We start from the raw sequence: 12,426 nt of genomic DNA, 5'->3' as shown, positions 1-12,426 counted from the left end.
GTGGTGAAGTACCCCCCTTCACGTGGTGAAGTACCCCCCTTCACGTGGTGAAGTACCCCCCCTGTGCTTTGTTTTTCCTTTTCCTCTACATTTTTATAGTTCAATTCCTTTAACTCTTCTGTTATTTTAAGCACTGTATATTTGTTTGAAAGGTTCGTTATACCGTTATTTCTCATTGTTACTTTTATTAACTTTTTAGCTTCTAGTTTTTTTAAAGATGATCGTACTTTGTTTTCGCTACATATGGATAATTGAGCAAGCCTTTTTACACTTGGAAACCCTTGTTTCGAGTTGAAATTCGCAAAACGCTTTAAAACTATGTAAACCATTTTTTCGTAAATATCCTCGAAAATTAAAGAATCAATTACAACGTGCTCTAAAAATACAAAGTTCACTTCGTTTTGATCTTCTACCTCTATCGCATTTGAATTTCTTACGTTTTCCAAATCTACTATTTCAGTTTTTCTCATGTTAGACTCTCCCTATTTTTACAAAATCTGATATTTTTTACCCGTTGCAAGAAAGAGCCTTAAACCTTAGTATTAAGAATAAGCTCTCACTTGCGTTTCAGCTCACTTGCGTATAGGCTCTCTCGCATTTGCTGTTACCTAAGTGCTATCGGTTGTCTAGTGGTGCTAACACTAGACAACAATTCGATTTTTGCTATGTAGTCTGGTTTCCAGGGTGTCTATCCAGGAAGCCAGATTTTCTTTTGTGCAGCCAATCTGTTTCAATTCAGAGGGAAAGGCTTTAAAATCCTGTTCCCAGTGGTACATATTTTCCAAAGCAGTTTCAACCCTACCAAACTTGTAAAGTGTAAGTTTATTGCTAGAATAATGTTCTCTTACATGATAGGTCTTTAGATACAGATAACTATTCCCTTTTGCCCTAACCCTTTCCAAATACAAGAATAAACACCTCCAAAACCTAATTCTATACTATAAATAAGACAATATTCATAGGAATAAAGAACTATTTAGCCTCTTGTTTATTTATATTTCTATATAGCGTTGCTTGACTAACCCCGGTTGCTTTAACAATTTCACTTATAGAAAAGTCTTTTGAATGATACATTTTTAAAGCCGTCTGGATAGCCTTCTCGTCCTTTTTAGGACGCCCCCCTTGTCTACCCCTTGCCCGGGCGTTTGCAATGCCTGAGCGTGTCCTCTCGCTAATTACGTCCCTTTCTAATTCTGCTATGGCAGCCATCATGTGGAAAAAGAATTTCCCTGTCGGTGTTGAAGTGTCGATATTATCTTTTATCGAAACAAATTCGACCCCTTTTTCCTCAAAGGTTTCGACCAGTTCAATTAAATGACGGGTACTTCTACTAATCCGGTCTAATTTATAGACTACAACCCTGTCCCCGGCTCTTATTACCTTTAGCAGTTCTTCCAGTGCTGGACGTTCTCTCTTACGGGTTGTGATTTTCTCTTGGAAAATTTCAAACACACCCTCTTTTTGCAACTCATCTATTTGCATTTGCAAGTTCTGATCTGGCGTTGAAACCCTGGCATATCCAAAAATCATTTTTAAGTACCTCGCTTTCTTTTCATGATTTTAAATTCAATAAAGGCAGGTAAAACGATAACGATTAGTATAACTGCGATAATAACCAACATTTAGCAATATTTCCTTTCCTTTACACCTTTAATTTTATCAAAAAGGGTAATTGATGTAAAGAGTGATAATTTGTTTTTGTAAATATTTTTTAATGGTGAAAACGCTTGGAAAATAGTCATTTTCAATTCGTTTTATTTCTTATCAAAAACGATCGTTTTTGATAAAGCCACTTTTTAAATGCTGCCTTTTTTAATCTGTCCGGCTGTTCTCAAAACCTTATTTACATACCATTCGGCATGGTTATAATGCCATATAGCCCCTCTTGGGTCTGTGCTGTATCTGTTTTTTGAAAGATAGTTTGCAGCTGAAAAAATAGCGTCCTTCAAATCCCAGGGGCTGCGTTTTCCGTCCCCGTCCCCATCCACTCCATAAGCTGAAAAAGTAGAAGGCATGAATTGCATGTGGCCTTGTGCGCCAACGCTTGAAATCATATACCTTATACTGCTGTATGATGTTTCGATTTTATGTATGGAAGCCAATACATACCAATCTACGCCATACTGCTCCCCTGCAGCTTTATAAATGGGTATGTACTGCGCCGGTGCTTCTTCTCCTGGAAGTAGAGAAGCCGGAATAAATGAGCGTTGTTCAGTTCCTGTGTTTTCACCTATCGTTTGTCCCGTTGCCATTTCAATGGCTCTTTTATAGGCTTCTTCATAGTTTGCCTTTCGGCTGTATTCTCTTCCTAGTTTTAACTTTTTATTGATAACTGCTTCCCGATCTTCTTTTTCTTCATCCGGGAAAGCATTTATTTTCTCGTCCAGTTCTTTGATCTGATCTTTCAATTCTGTTTTTTGTTGTTCTAGGTTCTGTTGTTGAGTTTCCCACTCATTAACACTTGCTTCTGCCGGGAAGCACAAAGAGAAAGAAAGTGATACAGAAAAAAGAAAAAGCGCTAAAAACTTAGGCATAGAGCTTTTTCACTTCTTCCATGTGGCTGATAATATCCTGTAAACAATTTAACTGTCCTTGATCTTCTTCTTTCACTTTTCCGGCAGCTTTTAGCATTTCTTCAAGTTTGGGCTTGTACCACATGACAAACGTGTAAATCATATCAAATTCATTGATATTGAAATTAAAATTACTTTCTTCCTGTTCTATTTGGCTTTCAAACTGTTTTTTCACTTCGTCAAATCGTTTTGTAAGCTCTTTTCCTTCCTTGCTGCCATAGGCTTTCTTAAACCATTTTTTAACGCTGTTTCTCATGATCGACATATGAAGAAGTAAAACCGTTATTTCTAACCTTTTTAATGTTAAAATCATTCCCATTTCCCCTATCGTTCGTTTTTAGCTTCATTCGGATCTTGTTTTGCAGCTGCATTCGTTCGGATTTTAACCAACGTTACTTAGATATTCATCCAGTTTCCTTTTTTCTGTCTTTGTTAGGTCTGACGGTCTCATAAGAAAAAAGGATTTCCTGCCGATCTTAACTTTACGATCTACCCCGAAGAGCTTCGCTCTTTGCCAGTGAATACATTCCCAGGGAAGCAGAATGAAGCCCTGGCGCTTCGCCAAATCCTCTGCAACCTCTAGGGACTGATAGAAAGAAAACTGCTGCATTTTTTTGGCGTAAGCTACAATGTTTATCGAGTTGGGATATAAAAACAAAAGGCTTCTAGGGTCTTTGTTTTTATATCCTTTTGGAATGAGTGTAAATTCATCTACGTTCATGCGGTTTGCTCCCCTTCTTTTTGGGGAATGATCTAACCTTCCCCCTGGCTCTGTCATGTATCTCTTCTAACGTCTCGAAAAACTCTGTTCCCTGCTTCTCTGTAGAAGGCAATGGAAAACCTTGAACCATGTTAAAAGAGTCATATAAAGCTAGTTTGAAAACCTTTCTTGCTTTCCACATAGGTATAAATTGCTTATGCATAAATTCCCCGGTCTGATAATCCGTAAAATGAAGTGAGAACCCTTTATCGCCTATTTTTCGGACGTTAACCAGGACTTCCACTATGTCTCTTATACGGCTATCTACGTTTTTTATAGAGGGGCTGCAATAAATCTGAACGGATTGCATTTTCCTTGTGAACATTAAAACCTCTGTTGCCAGGGTTGAACCGAATTTACTCCATTTCCTGTTAGAAAACGCCATCTGTGCTTCATCCCAACAAACTATGCTGCCCTGGGCTTCAGCGACTTTGTACCAATCGGTATAGTGAGTCATGGGGAAGCTGTCCAGGAGTCCATAGTTAGAAAAAAGAGCAACCTTCCCCCCTCTGCTCTCGGTTTTTTCTTTCCAATGGTGTGCCAGTAATGACATAAGTAATGTTTTTCCTGCCCCTAGAGGACCTTGTATGAAGAAATGATGTGCCATTTACTTTTTACCGCCTTTATCTGCTAAAATGACAGGCTTCGGCGGTTTAGGAATTAATGCCTCGATTGTGTCTAAGTAGTAATCTGGTGAAGCAATATGCGTTTTACCTTGTCCAATGATATATTCATAGATTTTTAAGTATGGGTTTTTATCCCCGTGAAGATATGTATTTTCCCCCATAGCCTTTAGAAGCAAGAGAGCTTTCATTTGTGGCTCTCTTAGGTTTTGGGAAGTGTTCTTCATTTCTTCAATGACTTGTTTTACATCAGAAATATGCTGCACCTGGGGGAATAGATCATCACTTATAACAGACTGTAGTTTCTCAGCGTTTCCCTGTTGCATTTATCGTACAACCCCTTTATTAATCAAAGTTATTTGCTCTACAGCGCTTCTCTCAAGCACTACTTTTGACATCCGGAAATACCCATTACAATAAAAGCAATAAATACTAATCCAAAGAGCAAGCCTTTTGTCCAATCCATAGTAGTCGGGGGAACTGGCGGTCTATAGGCAGTGATCTGCGACAAAACCATGTTTTCTTCCAGGCGTGCTAACCTTTCCGTTTCTCGGATAGATTGAGAAGGTGCTCGGTAAAAGTAATTCCGTCCTTCTTTTCCATTCGTAATCACACAGTCGCCCACTGGTACTTTATAAAATCCGGCTACCATAACAGACTCTTCATTGACGCCTGTAACCCTCATAATGTCACTGGTTTTCTTCTCATCATCAAACACAATCAGCAAGTCACTGGTTTCAAAACTAAATTCGTCCTCTTCTTTTCTTCTGCCCATAAGTCTCATTTTAGAATGCAGCTCCTTTTCTCTTCTTCGTTGGTTTGTTTTTCATTCGCTGATACACCTTAAAAGACAATAAAACAACACTAGCCACTCCCAGACTTACCCCTGCACCGACAAAATACATGTATACAAAAGCATCTACCACCATTTAACCCCCTCTTTGACTGCGTAATACATTCTCATGACTGATCTAAATATTAAAAGTGAACCTAATAACACGGTTGAGATTAAAATTGAGGAGACTACCAGTTGCCACGCTCCCGGCAAGTCTCCGAAGATTGCAAAATACTGTCCTATATTTAACCCTTGTGAGGTTGCTGTCCCTACTGCTCTTAGCTTCTCTATAGCTAAATCTAGGAATGTTATAGGCGGAGTGAATATCTTATCTATAAACCCATGAATAACGCCTTTAACGTCCATTTATCAATCACCGCCAACCCGGATAGAGGACAGAAGTTTAATTGCCATAATCGCTGTCGTGAACCACAAAACAAAAAGCAGGATATAAGCGACTGAATTAAGCTGTAGCACCTCTAAATTTTTAAATAACTTCCCGATCATCTCGGAATATCCGTTCCCTCCTGTTGATCTCGGCGAATATGCCAGGCTTCCGAGGGTTTTTACAAAACCAACGATAAAGGAGTAAAGCACTTTAGCAGCTTCAAAGATAACCAGGAATAGCTTTATGGCTAATACTCCAATCATGTAAAGGAGATACAACAAGCCATCTATTAAGGCGTAAATGACCTTGAAAAAGCCTATTATGACGTCCAGTAAATTTTGAAAGAGCTTTGCAAGCACCTTGCCAATCCATTTAATAACGTCCCATATAACGCCAAATAGATTTTTAAACAGGTTTCCCAGAAAGCTAAACAAGCCCCCAAAGATTTTACCCAGGAAGCTAAAAAGCCCCCCGAATATGTCACCTAAAAAGCTAAACATTTTAGAAAAGGCGTCCCCTAGAATCCCCAGGGAGAAAAAAAGCATAAAGTTTCCCATGTTTAGTACCTGTTCCTTCTGCCGTTGCCTTCTCCGCTGCCGATAGCGTTGTAAATCAATTCAATTAAACGATCTGCAAACAAGATCACCATCAAAACAAAGATGAAAGGGGAAAGGTAAAATAAGTTCCCCTTAAATACAATGTCAATCATCCCTTGCAAAAGGTCGGTATTCATTTTTTATTACGCCCCCCTGCCCTTTCTTGGCTCTCTTGTTGTTCTTGGTTCTCTAGGGCTTCTACGGGCTTCTCTCGGCTCTTTCGCCTTCCGGGCTTCCCTAACCCTTACCCCTCTTCTTTTCGTTGCTCTACGGTCAATTTTCGGCTCTGTTTTCCGGTTTCTCTTTTCTTCTGTCGTTTTAACAACTTTTTCAGCTTTAACAGGTCGTTCCATTCGGTCTACTTTTTTATTAAACTCTCGTCCCTGGTGCAGCTGCCTTTCTCTCGGTTCTTTTTCTTCTTTCGTTTCTTTTTGGTCTGTTCTCCGTTCTACGATCTTTGCCGACCCTTCTTTTGTTCTCATACCTTTAAAGCTGCCTATGATTAATCTCCGCAATTTCGGAACAAGCAGAAACGATAGTGCCAGTAAAATCAACGGGGCAACATACCACAGAAGCCCGTTACCTGTTTTAATCAAATCCGTTACCGAAACGGAGTCTATACTTCCTTTTGGGCTCTCAATAGAACTCTCTAATCCGGAATCCGATACCGCTTGCACTTTAACATCTGGAGAACCGAATGAATCATACTTCAAGTCACTTTTTGGAATCGTATATTTACCCAGATCAGCACTAACTTGTTTGTACTCTGTTCCGCCGACTAAAATTTTCACCTTCCCAGTAGTGGGCTTGTCCCAGGTGATAGTGTAGTCTCCGGTGGTTTTATCTTCTGAAAAATCCACTCCATCCATAACAGGCGGAACTTCTGCCGGTGTTTTTACTGTCACTTCAAGCCCTTTAGTTTCGTGTGAACGAGTATCTATCGCAGTTAATTTGTATTTATATTCCGTGTCCGGCTTTACCGTTAAATCCACCCAATATGTACCGTCTGTTTCAAAGTAGGGCGTATATCCGTCTGCGGTATCTGCTGCATATACTTTCTCACCGCCGAAAACTTCACCGAACAGGGAAGGGCTGCTGCTCTTGTTTTCTTTCCGATAGATCTTCACATGATGAAAGTATTTACTTTCCGGCAGCTTCCAGGACAACCTAACCCGGTCATATTTAGAAGTCGCTGACAGATCAGATATATCCGTAAGCTCCGGTACTGCTAACGTCTTGACTGTGATTGAAGCCCCTAAACTTTCGTTTCCAACATCATCAAGAGAAGTCACTTTAAAGGTATAGCTTGTTTCGGGCTTCAATCCGTCAAAAAATGCCTTCGGTGCTTCCTCTGCTGTAACTGTTTTGGTGTATATTCCATCTTCGTAAATTTTGACCTTAGCAAAATCATAATCCGGAGGGTTTTTCCAACTTAATGTGATGGTGTCCTCTGTTGGTATTCCTTCCAGGTTCGTTACATTCGCCGGGGGCGTTGTGTCCGGCGGAACGTTCGTTTTAATACTGGCTTCTACTCCTGCTGAAGCATTGCCACTTTTATCAACGGCTTTAAATTTATAAGTGTAGTTGGTTGAAGCACTCAAACCACTATCTGAAAAAGTTGAAGTACCTTTATACACTTCTTTTATTAACGTTCCGTTCCGGTATATTTGCACTGAATTAAAATCGGTGTCTGTTGGTTCTGTCCAGGAGAAGGAAGCCCCGGAGTCGGTAATCTTTGTTGTATTGAGGTTTTTTATATCCGCTGGGGGCGTTGTGTCTTTATATTCCGCCATCCCTACATACTTACCGTTGATTGCAACGGAATAGAGAGAACCAGTATAAGGACCGGACATTTTAAGGGCTATCATGTCATTTTTAAAAAAAGAATCCCTTGTTGCATTGAAGTTATCATCTGTTATAGTGACAGTTTCTGTAGCAAAACCGCCGGAACTCAAAGGGTAATTCCCCCCCATATAGCCATTGATCTGAATTTTCCCTTGATTGAACGTTCCGTCTGTTTTCCAGGTAAATGTCACTTTATCCCCTGGTTCATTTCTTGCCTCGATCAGCACAAAGTCATTAGCGTTTTTGGGCAACGTAATAACCGGGTCAGTGGATGAACCTGTGATTTTGAGATCATATACTTTTACAGCTGTATTAGAAGGAATCAAAATGACAAGATTCTTTATTGCCCCTGCCAAAGAACCTGGTATTATTCCGCTAAAATTCCCCGACACACTTTTATTCAGTGCCATTCCTCCGTTCCCATAATAGAGATAAACACTCGGCGAATTTCCACTAATAACGTCCATCTTTAGAGAAATACTCTCAATATCAACCAGAGCCGGAAATGAATAACTAATGTAACTCGTATTCCCAGTAACAGCCCTTTGGTAATAAGTCGCCGGGTCATTATCGGTAATTAAGTTTGTCGTCCCTAGTTCGCTTCCGTTTTGCGAACTCCCTAAATTCATATTCTTACCACTTAAAAGGTCTGATGTGGTTTTATCCGCTGCCAGGGCTTTTAATCCTGTCGGAAAAAACGAAAGGACTATGGCAAGAATCAGCAGCAATGATACTTTCTTTTGACTCTTTATCAATTCTTCTCTCACTCCTTTCTAATCACCAGGTAAAGGGGCTGTGCCTCTTTCGTCCGGCAATGGTGCAGTCCCACTCTCGTCCGGTAAAGGGGCTGTGCCGCTCTCATCCGGTATCGGTGCTGTGCCGCTGCTGTCGTCCGGTGTCGGTGCTTTGTTTTCGTCCTCGTCCGGAGTAGGCGCTGTATTGCTTCCTTCGTCCGGCGTTGGTGCGGTGTTGCTATCTTCCGAAGGATAAGGAGACTTGTTTTCAAGCTCTTTGGGGTCGCCTGGCAACGGTGCAGAACCTTCATCCGGTTTATTCTTTTCAAACTCTTCTTGTGAAGGAAGACCGGATATAGGGTCTAATATTTTAAAGCCCCCTGTCGGGTCTGTTCGCTGTTTAATAACTGGGGCTTGCTTTTTTATGTCGTCCTCTGTAAATACCGAATCCTTCAATCCGGGATCTTCATTTCCTGTTGGCGGTTTTATCCCTCTGTCGTCCAGATCAGCAGGAAGAGAAGGGGCTGTCGGTTTCCCCGGCACTGTCGGAATCGGGACGTTTGGGGCGTCCGGTGCTCCTGGTGGAGTTGGTGCATATCCGAGCAAGTCCTCCATATCCGCTTTTACCCTGGGTGCTATCGTGTCTCTAAACTTCTTGGCGATCTCGTCCCAATCCGGTGCAGGAGGTATTGCCCCGATAATCTGATTAACCTTTCCCATGTATTCATCCCATCCAGGACAGTTGAATACCTCACAACCAATGCAGCTGCTTCCTCCCCCGGAACTTCCACCGCCCCCGGAATCCCCTGGCGGTGCTTCAGCTGCACACGCTGAACGTTCGCTCTGAATTTGGGACATAGTGACCGTTGAAGTGTTGACCAGGTCGCTGCCATCATAAAATTTAAGCGTCGCCGAACCGTTACAAACAAAATACTGTGTTCCGCTGCCGTTGTTCGATTGCGTGTCATTGAAGATCGTTCCGCCGTTCGTTGCCTTATAAACGATATTGACGGAATCCCAGGTAGTGCCGGATAAATCCATCACATACATATCACTGGAAGAGTCATACTTGAAGGAGCTGTAAAACGCTGCCGAAGCTGTAGAAGCGTAAAAGAGAACCAGGAAAGGCATAAAAAAAGAAAGCCTCTTGAAAACTCTACTCAAAACATCACTTCCTACGGGTTTTTTATGCTATTAAATACCGCACGGTTTCCGGTATGAAAAAAGGGGGAACAGGTATCTACTGCCCCCCTTTTTAAAGGCTGCCATTTAAGCACGCCCGCCTTGTCCGAAGGCGTTTCTGATGATTTTGATAATCTTTGGAACGAAAGCGAAAGCAAGTCCTAGAAGAACAAAAGAACCTACAAGCCCTAGAAGAGCGTTACCGCTTCCTACAAGATCAGCAACATCGAAAGGAAGAGATAAAGAACCGAAACTAATAGCTGCACCTAAAATCATTGGCATGGGATAAACCCCCTTTCTCTGCTGATGAATGGATTAAATATCTTAAGCACGTCCGCCTTGTCCGAAGGCATTTCTGATGATCTTGATAATTTTTGGAACGAAAGCAAAAGCAAGTCCTAGAAGTACGAATGAACCTACAAGACCTAGAAGAGCGTTACCGCTTCCTACAAGATCAGACACTGAAAACGGAAGTGTAATTCCTGAGAAGTCAACTGCTGCACCTAAATACAATCCTAAACCTGGCATAATGTTTTTCCTCCTTGTGGAAAATGAATTTTTTGGTTTTATATAATGACCAGGAAGCCCCGGTTATTAACGATTAGTAATGCCTTACTTCAATTTCATCATCTTCATCATCCTCTTTGGATGATTGCCTAAACGCTTTTACAATGATCGTGAGTACAATTCCGACCGCTGTCACCGCAAACCAAAGCATAATGCCTGGTGCTGTCGTTTGAAGCAGTCCCTTTGTAAAATCCCAAAACTGTGCCATATTGTCAGAAGTGTAAAAATCAATTTGTTTCATGCAGCTATTCCCTGCTATTTTTTACGGCTTTGATAACTACACTTAGAAGCAAGCCGACCGCAATAATCGCCACAATAATCATTAAGAAGGAAGCGACTGTTTTAAGGATGAATCCAAAAGAGTTCCAGAAGAACGTCCAATCCCACACGCCCGATAAATTCAATTTAACCTAGCCCCTTTCATAGCCTTGTTTCTTTAAAAATCTCTATGACTGTTAATGCTAGGGTTGAAATTACCGCCCATGTGATTAAAGCAGCCATAATGTCGGGGTTTCCTAAAAAAACTTTGAAGGCGTAAGCCATTAAACCGCCTATCTCCATTTATTCAGCCCCTTTTCCATCGCTGTTGTTATTAACCTAATGAGTGGATAGGTCACAAAACAGGCTGCCATAAACACGATATAGATAAAGATGATTTCTTTTGGAGTCTGATTGACTGTTTCAAACATCCCTAGTTCCTCCTAATAACCCGGCTAAGAACCATGAAAATTAAGGAAGCCAGGAGAATGGTTGAGATAATCAAGTCCCCCAGGGTTACTTCATGGATAACGTTGATCGTGCCTTTTTCGGTTTCAATCTTTGTTACCTCTCTGATCTCCACCGGAACTACTACTTGTGGTTCTGTCATCTTTTCACCCCTAAAAGCCAAATAAAAAAGGGTTTGTTATATCTGCGTTTAGACACACAGACATAACAAACCCTTGTTCCCTTTACAATTTACAATAAAAGAATATACTTCTAGTTAGAGTTGTAGTGGGAATTTCCTGGTTGCAAGGTATGTCTGTACCTGTAATCCTTACCACGGTCGCCAAACCGTTGTGAGACTGCAACTTTTTTATTTGCTCTTTTGTTACCTCGAATTTACCACAAGGAAATAATAGTTGTATATGCCAAAACTTTTATTTTTTTAAAATTACCCCCAGAAAACAAATCTTCGTTTTTGTATATTCCCTATCACAAAGTTAGCAAGGAAATTCGAAAACCCGTGCAAAAATTAATATATACTTATATTTAAAAACCACACGTTTTTACATGAAAAAAGGGTGTTCTGCCTGGTCTGAAAATCCGGCTGAACACCCTTTTTATTTTTGATTTTTTTACAGTAAGCCTTCTTGTTTAAATATTTGCCTTAATGCTGCGTTTACAAATTGAGTCTTGTTGGGTGCTTTTTCTATAACGGAGTGAACGTCCTCATCCAAATAATATCCCTTGTAAACCCGTTTTTTATTTTGATCAGAAGATAACATAGCTGAAAGGCTGCTTTCTTTTTTCTGAACACTTTCCACTTTTTTTACCTCTTTTTTTTCCTTCTTTGGTTCTCCAGGAGCTGCTGATCCGTTCCCCATTAATTCATTTATGTCTGCCTGCAAGTAATTTTCTTCCACATCATCATACAACCAACCCTTTTTACCGTTCTGGGGCTTTGCACCGATACTTTTTAAAAAATCCCTTAACTTCTTTTCCCCGAATGGTAAATGATCTTTAGCAATTTCAGCTATTTTCATTTCATAGGTCATTTTTAATATATCTTTTACTAGCACTATATAAACCCCTTTCAATAGCAAAAGTAAAATACTAACTATATGCTAGCACTTTTAGAAGTTATTTGCTATTGATTTTATATTACATATTCTTTGCTAAATAAAATAAAGTGCTATTAAGTTTATATTAATAGCACTTTGCTTTATGTTTTTTAGAAACCCTCTTTTAATAATTCTTCAAGCCATTTCTTATTTGCTTCTTCTTCCTGGCTCTGATCTGTTGCAGCTGCTTCTTCTTTCTTTTCATCTTCTTTTAACCATTCCGGAAGTGTTGCTGATTTTTTCTGTTGTTTCTCCTCTTCTGCTATTTCTTTTCTAATGCTGTCTAACGTTTTGGAAGCGTAAGAAAGAAAATTTACCTTTGGAGGATAATTAGTCAATCTATCAATCAATCTTTGCTTTTCTAATCCTGTTAAGTTGTTTGTTTGAACAAAGTTTTTAAGCTGCTCTTTGATAGATAGATTCTTTAATTCTTTTTCTTTAAGTTCTTTTTCTTTAATTCTTTTTCTTTCCCCTTCACGTGGTGAAGTACCCCCCTTCAC

At 40.2% G+C, this 12,426-nt stretch carries 23 protein-coding genes; all 23 read right to left on the bottom strand.

Translation table 11 applies throughout. From position 1 onward, the window contains the following. The coding region (locus tag LCY76_RS22745; RefSeq protein WP_248254776.1) for a helix-turn-helix domain-containing protein at positions 1–470 on the bottom strand (470 nt) is incomplete at its 3' end. Positions 471–972: 502 nt separating this feature from the next. Continuing rightward, positions 973–1,530, bottom strand: a complete 558-nt coding sequence (locus LCY76_RS22740; protein ID WP_248254775.1) for a recombinase family protein — start codon at positions 1,528–1,530, stop codon at positions 973–975. A gap of 266 nt (positions 1,531–1,796) precedes the next feature. Beyond that, a complete protein-coding gene (locus tag LCY76_RS22735; protein WP_248254774.1) occupies positions 1,797–2,534 on the bottom strand; it encodes a lytic transglycosylase domain-containing protein in 738 nt (245 codons plus the stop codon). Then, entirely contained in the window at positions 2,527–2,886 is a 360-nt protein-coding gene (locus tag LCY76_RS22730) for a hypothetical protein (RefSeq protein WP_248254773.1), read from the bottom strand. The genes LCY76_RS22735 and LCY76_RS22730 overlap by 8 nt, the downstream gene beginning before the upstream one ends. A 69-nt stretch (positions 2,887–2,955) precedes the next feature. Next, positions 2,956–3,294 (bottom strand): hypothetical protein, encoded by a 339-nt coding sequence (locus LCY76_RS22725; protein WP_248254772.1) that lies wholly within the window; start codon positions 3,292–3,294, stop codon positions 2,956–2,958. Then, complete coding sequence (locus LCY76_RS22720; protein ID WP_248254771.1) at positions 3,281–3,940, bottom strand: DEAD/DEAH box helicase family protein; 660 nt, start codon at positions 3,938–3,940, stop codon at positions 3,281–3,283. The genes LCY76_RS22725 and LCY76_RS22720 overlap by 14 nt, the downstream gene beginning before the upstream one ends. Further along, positions 3,941–4,282, bottom strand: a complete 342-nt coding sequence (locus tag LCY76_RS22715) for a hypothetical protein (RefSeq protein ID WP_248254770.1) — start codon at positions 4,280–4,282, stop codon at positions 3,941–3,943. It abuts the gene before it with no gap. 59 nt (positions 4,283–4,341) lie between these two features. Continuing rightward, on the bottom strand, positions 4,342–4,740 hold the full coding sequence (locus tag LCY76_RS22710; protein ID WP_248254769.1) for a hypothetical protein: 399 nt from the start codon (positions 4,738–4,740) through the stop codon (positions 4,342–4,344). Position 4,741: 1 nt separating this feature from the next. Beyond that, a complete protein-coding gene (locus LCY76_RS22705) occupies positions 4,742–4,882 on the bottom strand; it encodes a hypothetical protein (RefSeq protein WP_248254778.1) in 141 nt (46 codons plus the stop codon). Beyond that, positions 4,876–5,157 carry a hypothetical protein gene (locus tag LCY76_RS22700; protein WP_248254768.1) on the bottom strand — a complete coding sequence of 94 codons (282 nt, stop codon included), beginning with the start codon at positions 5,155–5,157 and terminating at the stop codon, positions 4,876–4,878. The genes LCY76_RS22705 and LCY76_RS22700 overlap by 7 nt, the downstream gene beginning before the upstream one ends. A 3-nt stretch (positions 5,158–5,160) precedes the next feature. Beyond that, a complete protein-coding gene (locus LCY76_RS22695; protein WP_336606289.1) occupies positions 5,161–5,736 on the bottom strand; it encodes a hypothetical protein in 576 nt (191 codons plus the stop codon). Between the two features lie 2 nt (positions 5,737–5,738). Further along, positions 5,739–5,912 carry a hypothetical protein gene (locus LCY76_RS22690; protein ID WP_248254767.1) on the bottom strand — a complete coding sequence of 58 codons (174 nt, stop codon included), beginning with the start codon at positions 5,910–5,912 and terminating at the stop codon, positions 5,739–5,741. Between the two features lie 6 nt (positions 5,913–5,918). Continuing rightward, positions 5,919–8,375 carry a fibronectin type III domain-containing protein gene (locus LCY76_RS22685; RefSeq protein ID WP_248254766.1) on the bottom strand — a complete coding sequence of 819 codons (2,457 nt, stop codon included), beginning with the start codon at positions 8,373–8,375 and terminating at the stop codon, positions 5,919–5,921. Positions 8,376–8,393: 18 nt separating this feature from the next. Then, on the bottom strand, positions 8,394–9,518 hold the full coding sequence (locus tag LCY76_RS22680; RefSeq protein WP_248254765.1) for a hypothetical protein: 1,125 nt from the start codon (positions 9,516–9,518) through the stop codon (positions 8,394–8,396). A gap of 105 nt (positions 9,519–9,623) precedes the next feature. Next, positions 9,624–9,818 (bottom strand): hypothetical protein, encoded by a 195-nt coding sequence (locus LCY76_RS22675; RefSeq protein WP_248254764.1) that lies wholly within the window; start codon positions 9,816–9,818, stop codon positions 9,624–9,626. A 42-nt stretch (positions 9,819–9,860) separates the two neighbouring features. Next, a complete protein-coding gene (locus tag LCY76_RS22670) occupies positions 9,861–10,064 on the bottom strand; it encodes a hypothetical protein (protein ID WP_248254763.1) in 204 nt (67 codons plus the stop codon). Between the two features lie 73 nt (positions 10,065–10,137). After that, positions 10,138–10,344 carry a hypothetical protein gene (locus LCY76_RS22665; RefSeq protein WP_248254762.1) on the bottom strand — a complete coding sequence of 69 codons (207 nt, stop codon included), beginning with the start codon at positions 10,342–10,344 and terminating at the stop codon, positions 10,138–10,140. 4 nt (positions 10,345–10,348) lie between these two features. Then, positions 10,349–10,507, bottom strand: coding sequence for a PTS ascorbate transporter subunit IIC (locus tag LCY76_RS22660; protein ID WP_248254761.1), 159 nt, complete (start codon positions 10,505–10,507; stop codon positions 10,349–10,351). Between the two features lie 16 nt (positions 10,508–10,523). Beyond that, entirely contained in the window at positions 10,524–10,664 is a 141-nt protein-coding gene (locus tag LCY76_RS22655) for a hypothetical protein (protein WP_248254760.1), read from the bottom strand. After that, on the bottom strand, positions 10,655–10,792 hold the full coding sequence (locus LCY76_RS22650) for a hypothetical protein (RefSeq protein ID WP_248254759.1): 138 nt from the start codon (positions 10,790–10,792) through the stop codon (positions 10,655–10,657). The genes LCY76_RS22655 and LCY76_RS22650 overlap by 10 nt, the downstream gene beginning before the upstream one ends. A 2-nt stretch (positions 10,793–10,794) precedes the next feature. Next, a complete protein-coding gene (locus LCY76_RS22645; protein ID WP_248254758.1) occupies positions 10,795–10,971 on the bottom strand; it encodes a hypothetical protein in 177 nt (58 codons plus the stop codon). A gap of 469 nt (positions 10,972–11,440) precedes the next feature. After that, on the bottom strand, positions 11,441–11,884 hold the full coding sequence (locus tag LCY76_RS22640; RefSeq protein WP_248254757.1) for a hypothetical protein: 444 nt from the start codon (positions 11,882–11,884) through the stop codon (positions 11,441–11,443). A 152-nt stretch (positions 11,885–12,036) separates the two neighbouring features. Further along, a partial coding sequence (locus tag LCY76_RS22635; protein ID WP_248254756.1) for a hypothetical protein occupies positions 12,037–12,426 on the bottom strand: 390 nt, incomplete at its 5' end.

The organism is Fictibacillus marinisediminis (assembly GCF_023149135.1).
GTDB lineage: Bacteria > Bacillota > Bacilli > Bacillales > Fictibacillaceae > Fictibacillus_C > Fictibacillus_C marinisediminis.
The sequence above is the reverse complement of the archived record's forward strand: the minus strand, read 5'-3'. Positions and strand labels throughout refer to the sequence as shown.